Genomic DNA, 18,244 nt, shown 5'->3' with positions numbered 1-18,244 from the left:
CGTGGTCCCGTAGACTGGCTGTGCGCCCTCGTAGCTCAGCAGGATAGAGCAGCCCTCTCCTAAAGGGCAGGTCGCAGGTTCGAATCCTGTCGAGGGCACTCCCGCTTCCGCATGCGTCAGGGCTGCCCGCGCCGCCACAGCTTCGACGGCCACCAGATGCTCTTGCCGATGTCGTAGGCGAGTGCCGGCACGAGGAGCGAACGCACCACGAACGTGTCCAGCAGCACGCCGAACGCGACGATGAACGCGAGCTGCACGAGGAAGAGGATCGGGATCACCGACAGTGCCGCGAACGTCGCCGCCAGCACCAGCCCGGCGGAGGTGATGACGCCGCCGGTGATGGAGAGCCCGCGGAGGATGCCCTCCCTCGTCCCGTGCTGCTTCGACTCCTCCCGCACCCTCGTCATGAGGAAGATGTTGTAGTCGATGCCCAGGGCGACGAGGAACACGAAGCCGTAGAGCGGGACCGCGGGGTCGGCACCGGGGAAGTCGAAGATGCCGTTGAACACCAGCGCCGAGACGCCCATCGCCGTACCGAAGGACAGCACCGTCGTGAGGATCAGCAGCACCGGCGCCAGGATCGAGCGCAGGAGCAGCATCAGGATGATCATGATGACGACGAGGATCACCGGGATGATGAGGTTGCGGTCGTGGATGGACGCGTCGTTCGTGTCGATCGAGGTGGCCGTCACCCCGCCCACCACGGCTCCGATGTCGTCGAGCTCTCCGCGCAGCTCGCGCACGGTGGAGGCGGCCGCGGCGGAATCGGCCGCATCCGTCAGCGTCCCCTGCAGGAGCACCTGGCCGTCGACCGTCGTGGGCTCCGGAGCGGGGGTCCCGGGAGGGCCGACGGCCGTGATCCCGTCCGTCGTCACCGGGGCGGACCCGCTCGGGGAATCGGCCGCGGTGACGGTCACCCCGTCGATCCCGTCGTTCGCGAGGAGCACGTCGGCGGCATCCTGCAGGCGGTCCTCGTCCACGATCACGGAGACGGGGCTCCCTGAGCCGCCGGGGAAATGCTCACCGAGTGCGACCTGACCGTCGCGCGCCTCCGACGCTCCGAGCACGAGGTCGGACTGCGGGACGCCCTGTGCGTCGAGCTGTGTGACGCCGGCCGCGCCGGCGAGGAGGACGAGGGTGGTCGCGATCCAGATGACGCGGGGGCGCTTCTTGATGAGGCCCGACAGTCGCGCCCAGAGGCCGGTGGTGCGCATGCCGTGCTCCTCGGCCACGACCTCGGGCTCGAACCGGGGACGCCGGGGCCAGAAGACCGCGCGTCCGAACAACAGCAGCAGCGCGGGCAGGAGCGTGAGGGCCGAGAGCATCGCGAACACGATGCCGATCGCCGCGACCGGGCCGAGCGTGCTGTTCGACTTCAGGTCGCTGAGCAGCAGGCACAGGAGTCCCGCGATCACGGTGCCCCCGGAGGCGACGATCGGTTCGACCGATCCCTTCCACGCGGCGAGGAGGGCGACGCCCTTGTCCTGCGCGACCCGCAGCTCCTCCCGGAACCGCGCGACGAACAGGAGCGCGTAGTCGGTGGCGGCGCCGATCACGAGGATGAAGAGGATCCCCTGGGTCTGCCCGCTGAGCAGCAGGATCTCCCATTTCGCCAGCCACCACACGACGAGGAGCGCGACGCACAGCGCGAACAGGCTCGTGGAGAGCACGACGAGCGGCAGCAGGAACGAACGGTAGACGAGGACGAGGATCACGAGCACGGCGAGCAGGGCGACACCGAGCAGGAGTCCGTCGATGCCGGCGAACCCGGCGGCGAGGTCGGCTGTGAAGCCTGCCGGCCCCGTGATGTAGACCGTGACGTCGTCCGGTACCGCCGCGCGCAGCTCGTCGCCGAGAGCGGCGGTGGCATCGCTGAGCTCGGCGTCGCCGTCGATCGGGATGAAGGCCTGCACGGCCCGGCCGTCCTCGGAGGGGAGCGCGGGGGAGACGTCGTCAGTGACCCCCTCCACGTCCGGGGCGTCCGCCACGGCGGCGGAGATCGCCTCGAGTTCGGACGGCGTCAGCTCCTCCTCGGAGGTGAAGACCGCGATCGCCGGGATCGCGTCGCTGTCGGTGAACTCACCGAGGAGCTGCTGCACCGTCGTGGCGTCCGCGGACTCCGGCAGGTACGTCGTCTGATCGTTGGACGACACCTCGTCGACCTTGCCGAACAGCGGACCGCCGAAGGAGGCACCCGCCAGCCACACCAGGATGAGGGCGACCGGGAGGAACACGCGCAGCCAGGAGTGGCGTCGGGTGCGCTCGCGGGTCGGCGGCGTCGGTGCGGGGGCGGGGCGGGACATCGGGGTCCTTTCGGGAGAGGGGGCGGGGCGCGAAGGGTCAGGAGACCCAGGCGAGGATGAGGATCATCGTGGCGAGGAAGCCGGCGATGTAGTTGAGTGCGATGAACCGGCGCCAGGCGCGGTTGGTCCCGGCCGACGTCTCGTCGGTGACGTTCCACCACGGCGCGGCGTTGACGATGTAGGGCAGCGCCAGCACGGCGGCGAGCGGTCCCGGCCACGGGGTCAGCAGCATCGCACCGCCGGCGACGGCCCACAGCACGAGGGAGAGCCGGACGGTCGCCCTCGCGCCGATCACGGTCGCGATGGAGGAGATGCCACCCTCGCGATCGGGCCCGATGTCCTGCACGGCACCGAACGCGTGAGCGGCCATGCCCCAGAGGAAGAACGCGACGAGCACGAGGACGCTGGTCGTGGTGACGGGCGCTCCGGCGAGGGAGAGGCCGACGAGGGCGGGGCTGACGAAGTGCATGCTGGAGGTCACGGAGTCCAGGAACGGGCGCTCCTTGAAGCGCAGCACCGGAGCCGAGTAGGCGAGGACGGCGAAGACACTCACGGCGAGCCACAGCCACGACGCCGGGGTGCCGACGGCGAAGAGGTAGACCAGGAACGGTACGTTCGTGGCGGCCGCCGCCCACAGCGTCGCGCGGTGGATGCGCGGGGACAGCAGCGCGCCCTCGATCCCGCCCTTGCGGGGGTTCGCCAGGTCGGAGGCGTAGTCGAAGACGTCGTTGATGCCGTACATCGCGAGGTTGTACGGCACCAGGAAGTACAGGGTGCCGATCACGAAGGTCGCGTCGATCTCCCTGGTGCTCAGCAGGTAGGCGGCGGCGAAGGGGAAGGCCGTGTTGATCCAGCTGATCGGCCGGGACGAGAGGAGGATCTGGGCGATGTCGTGGCCGATGCCGCCGCGGGAGGTCTTCTCCGTCATGCGTGCTCCTCCCGGTCTGCGGCGGTGCGCGTCCGGGATCGGCGCGCGCGCAGGGCGGTCCACAGCGCGGGGAGCAGCAGCACCCCGGCCAGCGGATACGCGAAGTCCTCGAGCGGCGCGAGACCGATGTGCACGCCGGCGAGCTGCGTCGGCGCGTAGTGGAACAGCCCGGTGGCGATCATGACGGTGTCGAACACGGCGGTCAGCACGAGGAGAGCGAGCGCGGTGAGCGTGAGGGCGCCGAGGTGCGGGGTGCGCCGCGCTCCGACGCAGAGGGCGACCGCGGCCAGAGCGGCGACGGCGAGGAACACGGCGGACAGCTGCAGGTAGGTCATCGCGCCGCTCCCTCCCCGGCGCTGACCCGACGGCGATCCAGAAGCCGGACGGCGCCGCCGTAGAGCACCATCGTGCAGACGACGAGGAAGATCAGGAAGATCGGCTCCTCCAGGGGCAGCTCCGGAGCCAGGACGATACCCGTGGCGATCGCCGCCTCGCCGCGGAAGAAGATCCCCGCCGCGATGCCGGCCACGTCCCAGACGAGGAAGAAGGCGAGTCCGACGATCGTGACGATGGCCGCCGACACGGCATCCCGCCAGAAGAAGAGACGGAACCGCCAGTCGAGCAGCAGCATGCAGCCGAGGGAGACGAGCAGGGCGGTCAGGTAGATCGCGCCCATCATGCCTTCTCGGGTGTGGGGGTTCGGGTGGCCGGCTCCGGCAACGGGCCGGGCGAGTGGTCGCCTCGGATGCGCTTGAGCACGATCTCGGCGCTGATGAGGCACATCGGCACGCCGACGCCGGGCGCGGTGGTCGCTCCGGCGTAGTACAGCCCCCGCACGCGCCGGGAGGCGTTCTGCGCGCGGAACATGGCGCTCTGCGAGAGGATGTGCGCGGGGCCGAGCATCCCGCCCCGCCACGAGTGGTAGTCGTCGCGGAAGTCGGCCGGACCCACCGTCTCCCTGACCACGATCCGCTCGCGCAGGTCGGGGATCCCCGACCACGCTGCGATCATGTCGATCGCGGCGTCCGCGGCCTTCTCGACCTTCGGCGATCCGGCGCCGTCGCTCCCGCCGTGGCCGAGCTCGACGTCGGCCGGGACCGGGATCAGGACGAAGAGGTTCTCGTGCCCGTCCGGCGCGACCCCCGCGTCCGTCGCGCTGGGCCGACAGACGTAGGTGGACGCCGGCGTGGGGACGCCGGGGGTGCGACCGAAGATCGCGTCGAAGTTCGCATCCCAGTCGTCGGTGAAGAACAGCGAGTGATGGGGGAGCTCGGGCAGGGTCCCGCGGACGCCGAGCATCACGAGCACGCCGCCGGGCCCGCTCGTGCGCCGCGCCCACCAGGACTCGGGGTAGGACTGCAGGGTGGGCGGCAGGAGCGCCGTCTCGGTGTGGTGCAGATCGGCGCCGGAGACGACGAAGTCCGCGTCCTCGACGTGCTGATGGCCGTCGCGGTCCGTCCAGCCGACGCCGGTCACGTGGGTCGCACCGTCCGCGTCCTGCGTGCGGATCCCGGTGACCTCGGCACCCGTGACGATCCGCGCGCCGGCATCCTGGGCCAGCGTCGCCAACCGCTCGACGACACGCCAGAAGCCGCCCTGCGGATACAGAACGCCCTGGTCGAGGTCGAGCGCGCTCATCAGGTGGTACATCGCCGGCGCCGTCCGCGGGTCGGTGCCCAGGAAGACGGCGGGGTAGCCGAGGATCTGCCGCAGCACCGGGTGCCGGAAGCGCCGGGCGGCGAAAGCCTGGAGGCGGGTGCCGAGCAGCGAGAACAGTCGCGGCAGCGCGCGCACCACCTCGGGAGCGGCGAGCGTCCTGGTGCGGGTGAACGGGTTGTAGAGGAAGTACCGCCTCGCCATGGAGCCGGCATCGTGGGCGGAGGCGAGATAGGTCTCGAGTGCCGCGGCGGAGCCCGGTTCCATCGACTCGAACAGCGCGGACACGGCTTCCCGCCCGGCGGGCACCGTCACGGGGTCGTCGCCGGACTCGGGCGAGCGGAAGACGCGGTACCCCGGATCCAGCAGCGTCAGGTCGAGCTGCTCCTCGGTGCTGGTCCCCATCATCGCGAAGTAGTGGTCGAAGACCTCGGGCATGAGGTACCACGACGGGCCGGAGTCGAATCGGAAACCATCGCGCTCGATGGTGCCCGCCCGTCCGCCGACGCGGTCGTTCTTCTCCAGCACCACGACGTCATGTCCGTCGCGCGCGAGCATCCCGGCCGTGGCCAGACCGGCCACGCCCGCGCCGATGACGACGACGCGGCTCATCGGTCCCGCTCCAGGGCCGTGACGAGGACGGCGCGCGCAGCGAGCAGCGCCTTGATCGGGTCCGGCACGCGCACCCGGCGGCGGTACAGCTCCGCAGCCGGCGTGCGTGCGACGCGGTGCGTCAGAGCGGCGAAGAGGGCGAGGGCGCTCCGGACAGCGGCACGGGCGTCCTTCGGGAGCAGCGGGATCGCGGCTCTCGCGTCGGCGAGCTGACGGTGGACGGTGTCGACCCAGGCGTCGCGGTCGGCGTCGGCGAGAGGTTCCGTGCCGCCGAGGTAGCCGCGCTGCAGGCGGTCGGTGTCGTCGGCGAGGTCACGGAGGAAGTTCACGTTCTGGAACGCGGCGCCTAGCCGACGCGCTCCGCGGTCGAGGATGTCGAGCTCCTCCGGCGTCCGCGTGGCGTCGCGCAGGAAGACCCGCAGGCACATCAGGCCGACGACCTCCGCCGAGCCGTAGACGTACGCGGCGTGTGCGTCGGCGTCATAGGCCGTGAAGCCGGACGGGCCGGTGATGTCGGCCCTCATCGAGTCGAAGAACGGCTGGGTGAGGTCTTCGCCGATCCCGCACTCGCGCGCCGTTCGCGCGAACGCATGCAGGATGAGATCGCTGCTGTAGCCGGTCCGCATGGAGCGATGGGTCTCCGTGATGTAGGAGTCCAGGGCCGCGGCCTGTGCACCCGCATCGAGTCCGGCCTCGGCGGCGACGCCGTCGACGATCTCGTCCGCGATGCGCACCATGGCGTAGATGTTGCGCACGTGCTGGCGATGGCGTCGCCCGAGAAGACGCGTCGCCAGTCCGAACGACGTCGAGTAGGTGCGGATGACGTCGGATGTCGCGATCTCGGCAGTCCGGCTGAAGCGTCGCAGCGCCGCGTCGTCGCGGGGCTCGGGAGGGGTCGCGGTCATCGGCTGCGGCCCTCGATCCGGTCGGCCAGAGCGAGGATGATGCGTCCGGCGTCGGCCGAGAGCGTGCCCGCCTCCTCGGCTTCCGCCAGGACCGTCGACACGGCCGCGAGCTGCTCCTCCACGAGTCCTCGGACGAATCCCTCCGCGCCGCACTCGCGGAGGCGGTCGCGCATCTCCGCCGCGTCGTCGATGCTGAGGTCGTTCTCGCCGAACCGCAATTCGATGCCGGGCCAGTGGCTGGTCATCCGGGCGTACGCGATGATCGCGGTCTCCTTGCCCTCGCGGAGATCGGAATACGGGTCCTTGCCGTGAGCGTCCGGGTCCCCGAACACCGACAGCAGATCGTCCTGCAGCTGGTAGGCGAGACCGAGGTGGCCGCCGATCTCGGTCAGCTGCTCCTCGGCGGCGGTCGGAGCGCCGGACAGGATAGCCGCCGCGCGGAGCGGGAGGACGAACGAGTAGGCGGCGGTCTTCGACGCGCTGGTGGCGAGGATGGTGCGGAGGTCGGCCGCGATGATGCCGTCGCTGAGGGCGACGTCGGAGTGCTCCCCGGCGACGGTCTCGAACACGGTCGTCTCGAGGAGAGCGAGGAGCCGCTCCCGTCGCGGCGCGGGGACGTCGGCACGGGCGAAGCCGAGCACGGCGGTGGAGAGCAGGAGGTCTCCGAGGAGGATGGCGCTCGAGCGGCCCCAGTGCAGCGCCGTATCGCCGGCCTCGTCGGGGCGACGGGAGACCAGGGAGCCGATGAGATTGGGACGGCGGCGGCGGGTGAGGTCGCCGTCGATGACGTCGTCGTGCAGGAGGAACGCGAAATGCAGCAGCTCGACATGAGCGGCCACGTCGATCGCCCGCGCCGTGTCCTTCTCCGTGAGGGGGGTCGTGGCGAGTGCGGACAGCAGGTCCATGAGCATGCGCGGGCGCAGGAGCTTCCCGCCGAGGGCGTGCTCGGCGGCCGTGTGCCACAGGGCGGCGAACTCCGCCCCGTAGTGCTCGGCGGCGGCAGTGCGCTCGGCGAACCGTCGTCGCAGCACCGCCTCGATCCTGGTGCCGAGGTCTTCTTCTGTCACCATGACCGCCATGGCTCAGACCTCCCCGTGTCGACGGAGGAGAGGGAGCTGCTCGGCGAGCCAGGGGCTGAAGGCGAACGGGGTGCGGATGACCGCGGCGAGCAGGTCATCGACATCGACCCACTCCCACTCCGCCACCTCGTCCGGGTTTGCCGACGGCTGCTCGTCGACCACCGCGACGTGCACCGGACAGATCTCGTTCTCCACGATGCCACTCGCGTCCACGGCGCGGTAGCGGTAGTCGGGGAGAGCGAGGCGGATCTCGGTCACCTGGATCCCCAGTTCGTCGGAGCCGCGCCGTCGCACCGCATCGGCCATGTCCTCGCCGGGCTGCGGGTGCCCGCAGAAGCTGTTGGTCCAGACCCCGGGCCAGGTGCGCTTGCCGAGCGCGCGACGCGTGACGAGGAGGCGTCCCTCTCGATCCTGCACATAGCAGGAGAAGGCGAGGTGGAGAGGAGTGTCGGTCGTGTGGACTTCGCTCTTGGGCAGGATGCCGACGGCAGTCCCGTCTTCGGCGAGGAGTGTGACGTTGTCCATGGCGTCCTCTCGTCGTTTAGCTAACCTGGCGAAATATCAACTTAGCATGAAGCTGTTCGTGTGTAACATGATCGCATGCCCTCCGAGCCCCGCACCACCCCGGTCGCCCACGCGACGGCGGCGGCGGAGCGGGACGAACTCGCTCAGGGGTCCATCTACGACGTCGACGCCAGCGACCCGCGCAGTACGCTCGTCGATCGCTCGGGCGTCGCCCCGGAGGATCTGCGTCAGATCGGACGCCTCATGGAGGCGCTCGGCGGGCTGCGCGAGGCCGAGCAGCGTCTCTCGCAGGCGTCCCGGCGCTACATGCAGCTGAACGAGACCGACATGCGCGCGCTGCACTACCTGATCGTGTGCGACAACCGAACGGTCGTGGCGACGCCCAGCGGGATCGCCCACCATCTCGGGGTCTCCACCGCCGCGACGACGAAGCTGCTCGACCGGCTGGAGAAGGGTGGGCACATCCGGCGCTCGCCGCATCCCACCGACCGACGAGCCCTCGCGATCACCATCACCCCCGAGACCAGGCACGCCGCGATGGAGACGGTCGGGCGGCAGCAGGCCAAGCGCTTCTACGCGGCGGCGCGACTGTCGGCGGCGGAGCGGGAGGTCGTGATCCGCTTCCTCCTGGACATGACGGAGGAGATCACCCTCCGCGATGAGGCGTGGGCGCTCGAGGGTGCGAAAGAAGATCCCGCCCGACCGTGAGGTGGGGCGGGACCGGGTCAATGCGCGGCGCGGTAGGCCTCGAGGATGGGCGCCGGTACGCGACCCCGCTCCGAGAGCGTGTAGCCGTTCTCCTTCGCCCAGGCGCGGATCGCGGCGACCTCCGGGTTGCGTGAGGGCCGCTTCCGCGACGAGGACGAGGACGAGGACCGTCCTCCGCCGGACGCCGCTCCCGATCCGGCCCGACGCCCGGCCGTGATGTAGGGCTCGAGTGCCTGTCGCAATTCCTCGGCGTGCGCGGAATTCAGATCGATCTCGTAGGAGGTGCCGTTCAGGGAGAAATGCACGGTCTCGCCTTCCCCGACCTCCAGGACGGTGCCGTCGATGTCGTCGACCAGCTGGTGCACAATTCGTCTCGCCATGGGGCCGACTTTATCGCGGGTGCGGGAATGCGCACAACAAAGGCCGTTTCGTCATGGCGAACAATGACGCAGCCGCCGAGAATGTCGATTCAGGGGAGAAGGCCGGCGCGACGCGCTTTGGTCACGGCGGCATGCCGCGTCGACGCATCCAATTTCGACATCGCGGTGCCGAGATAGGCCTTGACCGTCCCTTCCCGCAGACCGAGGTGCGCGGCGATCTCCGCATTCGTCGATCCCAGGGCGGCGCAGGCCAGGACATCCGTCTCGCGCGGGGAGAGGTGGACGACGGGGAGCGGGCCGGTCGTGGTCGTCGGCAGGTCGTCTCCGGCGAGGGTCAGCAGTCGGCGCTCGACCTGCGCCAGCCGCGCGCGGATGCCGGCGTCGTCGACGGTCGCGGCGATGCTGCGGAGCTCGGCGAAGCTCTCCCGCAGCTCCTCGCGCTGTGCCGGCGCGACCGCTGCGGGTGTCGGCGATGCGGCGCGGAGGCGCCGCTGCACCTCGTCGCGGATGCGCAGCTCGTCAGCGACGGACTGGGCGACCTGCATGGCCGGGGCCGTGGTCACGCCGCCGATCCTCTCCTCCGCCCACGCGCCGGCATAGAGCACGCCGCGAGGGCGGCCCTGGACGACGATCGGCAGGGCGAGCAGGGTCCGCAGGCCTTCGCCGAGGACGAAGACGTCGTAGTCGTGGGTGATCTGGCGGGAGGAGCCGTAGTCGCTCGTCATCCGCGGACGCAGCTCCATCATGGCCCGCCCGCCGAGACCGCGCTCGGGGCGTACGCGGAGACCGTCGAGAGCGCGTGTGCGGGCTCCGACGATGCTCGTGACGCTCACGACGCCCTCTTCGATCAGCCCACCGAACGCCACCGGGAAGCGCGTGCGCCGCGCCAGCTCGCGCACCGCGTTGGCGACGAGCTCCGCCTCGGGTTCGACGGTGATCGGAGAGCTCACGAATACCTACTTTCGGGGGTGACGGCGGTGTTCCCCGTTTCGTAGCGTCGACCCTACCACTCGGGCGGCGACGGCCGCGCGTGCAGCGGACATGTGGCAAGGAGGCCCCATGAGCGAACAGGTTCCGACCCCTCAGAACGGTGCGATCGATTACGTCGCCGTCGAGCAATCCCCTCGATTCCTGCGGTTGAAACGGACGCAGCGGTCATTCATCTTCCCCCTCGCCGCGTTCTTCCTGGTGTGGTATTTCGTCTACGTGCTGCTGGCCGCATTCGCCCGCGATTTCATGGCGCAGCGCGTATGGGGGGATATCACCGTCGGGCTGCTTTTCGGGCTCGGGCAGTTCGTGACGACGTTCGCCATCACGATGGCATATGTCGCGTTCGCCAACAGGAAGCTCGATCCGTTGGCGTCGGAGATCCGTGAAGAACTCGAGAAGGCGCAGGCCGAGGCATGAGCATCATCCGCACGGCCACCGAGGATGTCGCGCTCGACATCAACCCGGTGTTCAACATCTCGATCTTCCTGGCCTTCGTCGCGGTGACATTGTTCATCGTCATCCGCGCCAGCAGGAACAACAAGACCGCCGCCGACTATTACGCGGCGGGGAGGTCCTTCACCGGACCTCAGAACGGATTCGCGATCGCGGGCGACTATCTGTCCGCCGCATCCTTCCTGGGCATCTGCGGTGCCATCGCGATCAACGGCTACGACGGATTCCTGTACTCCATCGGCTTCCTCGTCGCCTGGCTGGTCGCCCTGCTGCTGGTGGCCGAACTCATGCGCAACACGGGCAAGTTCACCATGGCGGATGTGCTCTCGTTCCGGTTGCAGCAGCGGCCGGTGCGGATGGCGGCGGCGATCACCACGCTCGCGGTGTGCTTCTTCTACCTCCTCGCGCAGATGGCCGGGGCAGGCGGTCTCGTGTCGCTGCTCCTGGGGATCGACGGGAGGGTCGGGCAGTCGGTCGTCATCGCCGTCGTCGGCATCCTCATGATCGTCTACGTGCTGATCGGCGGTATGAAGGGCACCACCTGGGTGCAGATCGTCAAGGCGGTGCTGCTCATCGGCGGCGCCCTCGCGATGACCATCTGGGTCCTCGCGATCAACGGCTTCAGCCTGAACACCCTGCTGGAGGCCGCCGTGGCGAACTCCGACAAGGGGGAGGCGGTGCTGGCGCCCGGCCTGCAGTACGGCGCGAACCCGTGGGACTTCCTCTCGCTGGGGATGGCCCTGGTGCTCGGCACCGCGGGCCTGCCGCACGTGCTGATGCGCTTCTACACCGTGCCGACGGCCAAGGAGGCGCGGCGTTCGGTGGTGTGGGCGATCTGGCTGATCGGCGGCTTCTACCTGCTGACGCTCGTGCTCGGCTACGGCGCCGGCGCGCTCGTCGGCGCCGACGTGATCGCGGCGGCACCCGGGGGCGTGAACTCCGCGGCTCCGCTGCTGGCGCTCAAGCTCGGCGGTCCGGTGCTCCTCGGGTTCATCTCCGCGGTGGCGTTCGCCACGATCCTCGCCGTCGTCGCGGGACTCACGATCACCGCGGCGGCGTCGTTCGCCCACGACATCTACGCGAACGTCATCCAGAAGGGACGCAAGGACGCGGAGGGGAAGCCCGTCGAGCCCGATCCCAACGGCGAGGTGCGGGTCGCCCGTCGGACGGTGATCGTCATCGGCATCCTCGCGATCGTCGGCGGCATCGGGGCGCAGGGGCAGAACATCGCGTTCCTCGTGGCCCTCGCGTTCGCCGTGGCGGCGTCCGCCAACCTGCCGACGATCCTCTACTCGCTGTTCTGGCGCCGGTTCACGACGCGCGGTGCGGTGTGGAGCATGTACGGCGGGCTCGGCTCGGCGATCATCCTCATCATCCTGTCGCCCGTGTTCTCCGGCACGCCCACCTCGATGATTCCCGGCATCGACATCGCGATCTGGCCGCTGAACAACCCGGGCATCGTCTCGATCCCGCTCGGGTTCGCGCTCGGCTGGCTCGGGACGATCACCAGCACCCGGCGGGAGTCGCCTCAGCTGGCGGCAGAGATGGAGGTGCGCTCTCTCACCGGCTTCGGGGCGGAGAAGGCCGTCGATCACTGACGCGTCACCCCTCGGGTGCGGGCCCGGCGGCCTACTCGCCGGGCCCGCACCCGAGGAGCGGGGGACTCACCGGGACTCGAGGTCCAGCAGGAACCTCTTCCGTTCCGGGTGGCCGCCGTAGTGCCCTGCGGAGCCGTCGGACCGCACCACCCGGTGCACGGGCACGATGAGGGAGAACGGTGTGAGCCGACAGGCGGTGCCGACGGCCCTGGCCGCTCCGGGGTGGCCGGCGAGGACCGCGACCTCCCCGTAGCTCAGTGTCTGTCCCCACGGGATCTCGCAGACGGTGCGCAGCGCCGCCCGGTGGAAGCCGTCCACGAGGCGCCAGTCGAGAGCGACATGCTCGTCGAAGCGCACGGGCTCTCCGTCGAAGTACGCCTCCAGGAGCGGGACGAGCTCGTCGGCAGCTCCGGGCACGGGCTCCGGGACGGCGCCGAGCTGCCGAGACACGCCCTCCAGCAGCCAGGGCACCTGCGGATCCGCGGACTCGGACAGATCGAAGCGCACGATGCCGTCGTCGGAGAAGACCGCGAGGGCGTCGCCGAAGGGCGTCGGAGCGAAGTCGTAGCGGAAGGTCATGTCCTCATCCTGACCGTCCGGGTCGACAGCGGAGAACCGGTCGCCGGGTCCGTCGCGCGTTCCGTGGACAACGAGAGCGCACGACCATGCGGGCAGGAGTAGTCCGAGCGAGTGCCGCACCGGCGGTTTTTCACCGGAAACCCGCCGGGGATACCGATCTCCGGCGGTGTCGCGCCTAGGGTGTCAGTGTGTGGCGACGGGAAAGCAGGTCTGCGAACAACACGGCGGTGGACAACGCTGTGTCCCTCGGCGACCTGCGCGACTCGTCCACCGGCGTCGGCATCGCGCACGCCGCGGAGGCGGAGCGCACGCGGCTGCGGGCGGAGGCGGCTGATCTGGGTGGGCCTTCGCCGTTGAGCAGCTTCCGCGACGGCCCGGAGTCGGGCATCGACATCTCCAAGGCGCACCCCGGCAGCCTCCCGCAGTTCATCACCGGCAAGTCGACGCTCCTGTCCAACCTCTTCCGCGATGAGGTGGGTCTGCGCACCGCGCGGCTCGCCGCCGAGCGCATCACGGCCAAGAACACCGAGCTGCGCACCGTCCGCGGCATCGAAGCGGTCCACCTCGCCGTCGGCGTAGCACGGTGGCGCATCGGCGGGGCGACCTTCGCCGCCCCCGTCCTGCTGCGGCCGCTCGCGATCCGCCGCCATCACACCGATTTCGAGCTCAAGCTGCAGGGGGCGTTCGAGGTGAACCCGGAGCTCGTGCGGGTCGCCCGCGAGCACTTCGGGCTGACCCTCGATGCGTCAGCGCTCGCCGCACTCGCGTACGACGGCGGCATCTTCAAGCCCCAGCCCGTGATCGACAGCCTGCGCGCGCTGACCCGATCCATCGAGACGTTCTCCGTCGAACCGCGACTCGTCGTCTCCACCTTCGCCGACGTCGCCGGCGCCATGGCCCAGGACGGCGGCAGCCTCGATCATCCCGTCCTCAACGCGCTCGGCGGCCACGTCGGCGATCGTGAGCAGGTCACGGCACCCCGCGCCGTCCCGCACCACGTCGGGCCCGACGACCGTGCGCCCGCCTCGGACAACCTGCTGCTCGATGCGGATGCGGAGCAGGAGGCCGTGCTGGCCCGCATCGCCGCCGGGCACTCCCTCACCGTGGCGACCCTTCCGGGCACCGGAGGGACGCAGACCGTCATCAACGCGCTCGGGGAGCTGGTCCGCGCCGGGAAGAAGGTCCTCGTCGTCTCGGCCCGGCGGTCCACGCTCGACGGTGTTCGTCATCGCCTCGCCGGTATCGGGCTGGACAGCCTCGCGGTGTCGCCGGGGAGCCTGCGCCGCGATCTCGTCCGCGCGATCGGACGCAACGAGAAGGCGACGGCTCCGAAGGTCAGCGAGGTCGACGACGCGCTGGTGCGGCTGCGCACGGTGCTGCGCGACTACCGCGACGCGCTGACCGTCCCCGTCCCCGGTCTCGACGCCTCCGTGCTGGATGCGACCCGACACCTCACCCGGCTCGCCTCGCTTCCCGTCCCCCCGTCGACGACAGCGCGGTTGAGCGTGGATGCGCTGCGCAGGCTGGCAAGGGACCGCACGGACGCGGCCGCGGCGCTGGCGCAGGCCGCGCGCCTCGGAGAATTCCGCGTCGGGCCGAACGACTCGCCCTGGTACGGCGTCACCTTCGGCAGCACCGAGGCGGCCCGCGCCGCGCACGAGCTCGCCGGACGCCTGCACGCCGACAGCGTGCCCGCCCTGCTCGAGCGCGGGTACGAGCTCATCGCGCAGACGCACATGCGGCCCTTCTCGACGATCGACGAACTCGGCGAGTACCTCGGGCTGCTGGAGGGCATCCGCGACACGCTCGACCGCTTCAGTCCCACCGTGTTCGAGCGGCCGCTCGGGGAGCTCATCCAGGCCCACGGTTCGCGACGGGACGCGCCAGGGATGTCGGGGGCCAATCGTCGTCGACTTCGTCGCCTGGCCAAGGAATACGTCCGCCCGGGCGTGCACGTGACGGAGATGCACGAGGCGCTGCTGCGCATCCAGACCCAGCGCACCCAGTGGCAGCGGTACGTGGAGGCGGGCGTCGCTCCGGAGATCCCGCTCGGTCTGGCCGATGTGTCCTCCGCATGGCAGCGGGTCGAAGCGGAGTTGGCGGAGCTCGATGCCGCCCTCGGCCGCCGCGAGCCCCTCTCGTCCCTGCCGGTCGCACGGCTCGTGCGCATGCTCGCCGGCCTCGCCGCGAAGTCGGACGTCTTCGAGAACCTCGTCGAGCGGGCCCAGCTGCGCGACGAGCTCGCCCTCCTCGGCCTGGAGCCGCTGCTGACCGAGCTCTCGGTGCGGCACGTCTCCGAGGCGCGGGTGGGGGAGGAGCTCGAGTACGCCTGGTGGCAGTCCCTCCTGGAGCGCGCACTGCAGGACAACCGGGCGCTGCTCGGCGCGAACACCGCCGTGGTCGACCGCCTCGAGCGCGATTTCCGGCTGGTGGACGAGGCCCATGCGGCCATGGCAGGGCCGCTGCTCGCGTGGCAGCTCGCGAACCAGTGGCGCATCGCCATCGTCGACGAGCCCGAGCAGTCGCAGAACCTCCGCCGCGCCCTGACCCAGTCCGCGACGACGGCCGCGGAGGTCGTCAGCGCCGCGCCGACCCTCGTCGACGTGCTGGCTCCGGTCTGGATCTCGTCGCCCTACCTGGTGCCGGAGATCCCGGATGCGGTGGAGTTCGACACCGTGCTCCTCGTCGACGCCGCGGCCATCAACCTCGCCGAGGCGGCTCCGGCCATCCGCCGCGCCCGTCAGGTCGTGGCGTTCGGCGATCCGGTCACGCAGCGTCCCTCTCCCTTCCGCATCGCGGTCGACCCCGCCGAGGAGTGGGAGGAGGAGGTCCCGTTCGATGACGTCTCGGTCTTCGAGCGCCTGTCCGAGCTGTTCCCGGTGATGACCCTGACTCGCAGCTACCGGGCCGGCGGCGAGGATCTCGCGGAGCTCATCAACGACGCGTTCTACGGCGGCGAGATCGTCTCCCTCCCGTGGGCCGGTTCGTACCTGGGGCGCGGCAGCCTCACCGTCGACTACGTCGAAGGCGGTACCGGCGCGCCCGACCCCGTCTCGGGGGCCGTCGAGAGCCCGGACGCCGAGGTCGCCCGCGTCGTCACCCTCGTCGTCGAGCATGCGGTGCACCGCCCGACCGAATCGCTCATGGTCGTCACCGCCAGCACCCGCCATGCCGAGCGCGTGCGCGCCGCCGTGACCGCCGCCTTCGCGGGACGCTCCGACGTCGCCGACTTCGTCGCCCGCGACACCGCGGAGCCGTTCGCGGTACTCACCCTCGAGGAGTCCGTCGCGGAGAGCCGCGACCGTGTCATCTTCTCCCTCGGCTTCGGGCTCACGAAGCACGGCCGTGTCCTCAGCGACTTCGGCGATCTGTCGACGCCCGACGGCGAGCGGCTCCTGACCGTCGGGATGACCCGCGCACGGCGCTCGATGGTCATCGTCTCGTCCATCCGCCCCTCGGCGTTCGACGACGGGCGCCTCGAGCACGGCGCGGCCACGCTCATGTCGATCCTCGGCGGTCTCGCGGCCCGTGCCCGCGACGCGCGACTGGAGGACCTGGCCGACCCGCTCACCCTCGCACTGGCCAGGGAGCTCCGGCGTCTCGGGGCTTCCGTCGACGTCGACTATCGGGGACTCCTGCCGCTCGTGGCGCAGCACAACGGCAAGGCGGTCGTGATCGAGTCCGATCCGGAGTCCCGGGGAGAATCCCTGCGCGAGACGCTGCGGCTGCGCCCTCATGTGCTCCGTCGCCTCGGCTGGCACTACGTCCGCGTGCACGCGTTCGACCTCTACAGCGACCCGCGCACCGTGGCGTCCCGGATCGCGACGGTGCTCGGCATCTCGGAGACGGCCCCGCGCGCGGAGAACGACACGCAGCCCCTCGATCTCGGCGATCACCGGAATGACTGAGGGCCGGGACGAGCCGCGGCAGCGGGTCGTCCGGGTGTCGGGCTCCCGGCGGGCGCGGCTGACGCCGGTCGATGGCAGCGATCCGGCACCGGAGGTCCCGGAGGGCGGCGCGCCGCAGCGGTCGGCGCCCGGCGACCGGAAGGGTCCCAACGACGACCAGCTCCTCCGCGACGTGCCCCCGCATTACTGACGCGTCCGCCCCCGGAAAAAGGAAGACCCACGGCCCTCCGAGGAGAGCCGTGGGTCGTGAGGGCGGTGCGGTCAGACGCCGCGCGGGCCCTGCTGGGTCTTGAGCAGATCGCGGATCTCGACGAGCAGCTCCGCCTCGGTCGCGGCGGCCGGCTCCTCCTCCGGCTCCTCGGCCGGCGTGCCCTTGCGCGCCTCGACGTGGGCCTTGAACGTGTTCATCGGCAGGACGAAGACGAAGTAGACCACCGCGGCGACGGCGAGGAAGCTGATGAGCGCCGAGATGAGGTCGCCGATCGGGAAGACGACCTCTTCGCCGTAGATGTTGGTGACAGGGATGCCGAACTTGCCGGCGGCATCGGCCTTGAGGAAGAGCGCGATGAGCGGGTTGATGATGCTGTTCACCACGGCCGTCACGACGGCCGTGAAGGCGGTGCCGATGACGACCGCGACGGCCAGATCGATGACGTTCCCGCGGAGCAGGAAGTCCTTGAAACCTTTGAGCATGGAAACCCCCAAGTCGACTGGGCCTCAGTTCGAGGCGGGAGTCGACGCAGCAGCCGGTTTGGCGCTCGTCGTCGAATCCGACTTCGATGATGCCGAAGCATCCTTCGAACCCCCGGATTTGGCGCGCGAGTCCGTGCGATAGAAGCCGGAGCCGTTGAAGGTCACGCCGATCGAGCCGTACTGCTTGCGCAGGGCGCCGCCGCACTCGGGGCAGACCGTGAGCGCGTCGTCGGAGAAGCTCTGGACGGCGTCGAACTGGTGCCCGCACGCGGTGCAGGCATAGGCGTAGGTGGGCATGGCGGTCCTTGCGGGTCAGCGTCGCCGGGGCGACAGATGCAGCGTCTGCGACGGGGTCACGATGCCGTCGACCGGCTGGTCGTGCACCTCACGCGGCAGTTCGTCGAGTACCTCGGAATCATAGATCACCGCGTACACCGGAGGGCATTTCTCCATGGAGCCGATGGTCTTGTCGAAGTAGCCGCGGCCCCAGCCCATCCGCATCCCCGAGCGGTCGACGGCGGCGGCGGGGACGATCATCAGGTCGACGTCGTTCACCGCGATCGGACCGAGCACCTCGCCGGTGGGCTCCGGCAGCCCGTACAGGCCCTCCGCGATCTCCTCGGTGTCGTCGGCGACGGCCCAGTCCAGCAGTCCGTCGGAGCGGGTGACCGGGAGGAGGACCCGGATCCCGCGGCGGACCGCGCGAGTCACGAACTCCCTGGTGCCCGGCTCCGTGGTGGTGGAGAGGAAGCAGGAGACGGAGCGGGCCCCGAGCTCGTCGACGAGGGCGTCGAGGCGTTCGCCGATCGCCTCGGCAGCGGCCTCGCGCTGCGGATCGGACAGCAGCTGACGCCGCTCGCGCAGCTCCGCGCGGAGGGCTCGCTTGGCGTGCTCGACGTCGTTAGCCATGGTCCGAGTCTAGGGCGG

At 70.4% G+C, this 18,244-nt stretch carries 19 protein-coding genes and 1 tRNA gene; 6 read left to right on the top strand and 14 right to left on the bottom strand.

Annotated elements, in window-relative coordinates; all coding sequences use genetic code 11:
* Nucleotides 1-24: 24 nt before the first annotated feature.
* Nucleotides 25-98 (top strand) — tRNA-Arg (locus AB0N68_RS01160).
* Between the two features lie 18 nt (nt 99-116).
* Here AB0N68_RS01160 and AB0N68_RS01155 read toward each other — a convergent pair.
* The 8 genes from AB0N68_RS01155 to idi are packed head-to-tail and all read right to left on the bottom strand — an operon-like array spanning nt 117 to nt 8,008.
* Entirely contained in the window at nt 117-2,303 is a 2,187-nt protein-coding gene (locus tag AB0N68_RS01155) for an MMPL family transporter (protein ID WP_280565675.1), read from the bottom strand.
* 37 nt (nt 2,304-2,340) lie between these two features.
* On the bottom strand, nt 2,341-3,231 hold the full coding sequence (locus AB0N68_RS01150; protein WP_268776763.1) for a prenyltransferase: 891 nt from the start codon (nt 3,229-3,231) through the stop codon (nt 2,341-2,343).
* Entirely contained in the window at nt 3,228-3,566 is a 339-nt protein-coding gene (locus tag AB0N68_RS01145) for a lycopene cyclase domain-containing protein (protein ID WP_187662057.1), read from the bottom strand. The genes AB0N68_RS01150 and AB0N68_RS01145 overlap by 4 nt, the downstream gene beginning before the upstream one ends.
* Nucleotides 3,563-3,907: a lycopene cyclase domain-containing protein gene (locus tag AB0N68_RS01140; RefSeq protein ID WP_259951522.1), complete on the bottom strand. Its 345-nt coding sequence runs from the start codon at nt 3,905-3,907 to the stop codon at nt 3,563-3,565. The genes AB0N68_RS01145 and AB0N68_RS01140 overlap by 4 nt, the downstream gene beginning before the upstream one ends.
* Nucleotides 3,907-5,499 carry a phytoene desaturase family protein gene (gene crtI / locus AB0N68_RS01135; protein WP_363331965.1) on the bottom strand — a complete coding sequence of 531 codons (1,593 nt, stop codon included), beginning with the start codon at nt 5,497-5,499 and terminating at the stop codon, nt 3,907-3,909. The genes AB0N68_RS01140 and crtI overlap by 1 nt, the downstream gene beginning before the upstream one ends.
* The gene (locus AB0N68_RS01130; RefSeq protein WP_268776765.1) at nt 5,496-6,404 is read right to left on the bottom strand and encodes a phytoene/squalene synthase family protein; all 909 of its coding nucleotides are present in this window, start codon (nt 6,402-6,404) and stop codon (nt 5,496-5,498) included. The genes crtI and AB0N68_RS01130 overlap by 4 nt, the downstream gene beginning before the upstream one ends.
* A complete protein-coding gene (locus AB0N68_RS01125; RefSeq protein ID WP_268776766.1) occupies nt 6,401-7,474 on the bottom strand; it encodes a polyprenyl synthetase family protein in 1,074 nt (357 codons plus the stop codon). Before AB0N68_RS01125 ends, AB0N68_RS01130 begins: the two co-directional genes overlap by 4 nt.
* Before the next feature lie 12 nt (nt 7,475-7,486).
* Entirely contained in the window at nt 7,487-8,008 is a 522-nt protein-coding gene (idi, locus tag AB0N68_RS01120; protein ID WP_187662053.1) for an isopentenyl-diphosphate Delta-isomerase, read from the bottom strand.
* A 75-nt stretch (nt 8,009-8,083) separates the two neighbouring features.
* Here idi and AB0N68_RS01115 point away from each other — a divergent pair, with 75 nt between their 5' ends.
* Nucleotides 8,084-8,716 carry a MarR family winged helix-turn-helix transcriptional regulator gene (locus tag AB0N68_RS01115; protein WP_187662052.1) on the top strand — a complete coding sequence of 211 codons (633 nt, stop codon included), beginning with the start codon at nt 8,084-8,086 and terminating at the stop codon, nt 8,714-8,716.
* Nucleotides 8,717-8,733: 17 nt separating this feature from the next.
* Here the strand turns inward: AB0N68_RS01115 and AB0N68_RS01110 are convergent, their stop codons facing one another.
* Nucleotides 8,734-9,096 carry a histone-like nucleoid-structuring protein Lsr2 gene (locus tag AB0N68_RS01110; protein ID WP_268776767.1) on the bottom strand — a complete coding sequence of 121 codons (363 nt, stop codon included), beginning with the start codon at nt 9,094-9,096 and terminating at the stop codon, nt 8,734-8,736.
* An 89-nt stretch (nt 9,097-9,185) separates the two neighbouring features.
* Nucleotides 9,186-10,046, bottom strand: a complete 861-nt coding sequence (locus tag AB0N68_RS01105) for a LuxR C-terminal-related transcriptional regulator (RefSeq protein WP_187662050.1) — start codon at nt 10,044-10,046, stop codon at nt 9,186-9,188.
* A 109-nt stretch (nt 10,047-10,155) separates the two neighbouring features.
* On the opposite strand from AB0N68_RS01105, the gene AB0N68_RS01100 reads away from it, so the two are divergent.
* Both AB0N68_RS01100 and AB0N68_RS01095 read left to right on the top strand, forming a co-directional pair.
* Nucleotides 10,156-10,503 (top strand): DUF485 domain-containing protein, encoded by a 348-nt coding sequence (locus AB0N68_RS01100; RefSeq protein WP_268776768.1) that lies wholly within the window; start codon nt 10,156-10,158, stop codon nt 10,501-10,503.
* The gene (locus AB0N68_RS01095; protein WP_259951439.1) at nt 10,500-12,137 is read left to right on the top strand and encodes a monocarboxylic acid transporter; all 1,638 of its coding nucleotides are present in this window, start codon (nt 10,500-10,502) and stop codon (nt 12,135-12,137) included. The genes AB0N68_RS01100 and AB0N68_RS01095 overlap by 4 nt, the downstream gene beginning before the upstream one ends.
* A 66-nt stretch (nt 12,138-12,203) precedes the next feature.
* Here the strand turns inward: AB0N68_RS01095 and AB0N68_RS01090 are convergent, their stop codons facing one another.
* Complete coding sequence (locus AB0N68_RS01090; protein ID WP_187662048.1) at nt 12,204-12,716, bottom strand: methylated-DNA--[protein]-cysteine S-methyltransferase; 513 nt, start codon at nt 12,714-12,716, stop codon at nt 12,204-12,206.
* 227 nt (nt 12,717-12,943) lie between these two features.
* On the opposite strand from AB0N68_RS01090, the gene AB0N68_RS01085 reads away from it, so the two are divergent.
* Nucleotides 12,944-16,624 carry an AAA family ATPase gene (locus AB0N68_RS01085; protein ID WP_232089062.1) on the top strand — a complete coding sequence of 1,227 codons (3,681 nt, stop codon included), beginning with the start codon at nt 12,944-12,946 and terminating at the stop codon, nt 16,622-16,624.
* Nucleotides 16,617-16,814, top strand: coding sequence for a hypothetical protein (locus AB0N68_RS01080; RefSeq protein ID WP_280565680.1), 198 nt, complete (start codon nt 16,617-16,619; stop codon nt 16,812-16,814). The genes AB0N68_RS01085 and AB0N68_RS01080 overlap by 8 nt, the downstream gene beginning before the upstream one ends.
* Before the next feature lie 71 nt (nt 16,815-16,885).
* Here AB0N68_RS01080 and mscL read toward each other — a convergent pair whose 3' ends face one another.
* Genes mscL through AB0N68_RS01065 form a run of 3 tightly spaced genes read right to left on the bottom strand, consistent with a single transcriptional unit; the run spans nt 16,886 to nt 18,226 of the window.
* On the bottom strand, nt 16,886-17,317 hold the full coding sequence (gene mscL / locus AB0N68_RS01075) for a large conductance mechanosensitive channel protein MscL (protein WP_259951442.1): 432 nt from the start codon (nt 17,315-17,317) through the stop codon (nt 16,886-16,888).
* A 24-nt stretch (nt 17,318-17,341) separates the two neighbouring features.
* A complete protein-coding gene (locus AB0N68_RS01070; RefSeq protein WP_025105556.1) occupies nt 17,342-17,614 on the bottom strand; it encodes an FmdB family zinc ribbon protein in 273 nt (90 codons plus the stop codon).
* Between the two features lie 15 nt (nt 17,615-17,629).
* Complete coding sequence (locus AB0N68_RS01065; RefSeq protein ID WP_187662044.1) at nt 17,630-18,226, bottom strand: 5-formyltetrahydrofolate cyclo-ligase; 597 nt, start codon at nt 18,224-18,226, stop codon at nt 17,630-17,632.
* Between the last annotated feature and the right edge of the window lie 18 nt (nt 18,227-18,244).

Origin of the sequence: Microbacterium meiriae (genome assembly GCF_040685015.1) — a bacterium.
GTDB lineage: Bacteria > Actinomycetota > Actinomycetes > Actinomycetales > Microbacteriaceae > Microbacterium > Microbacterium meiriae.
Note: the sequence above shows the minus strand (reverse complement) of the source record. Positions and strands in the feature narration are given on the sequence as shown.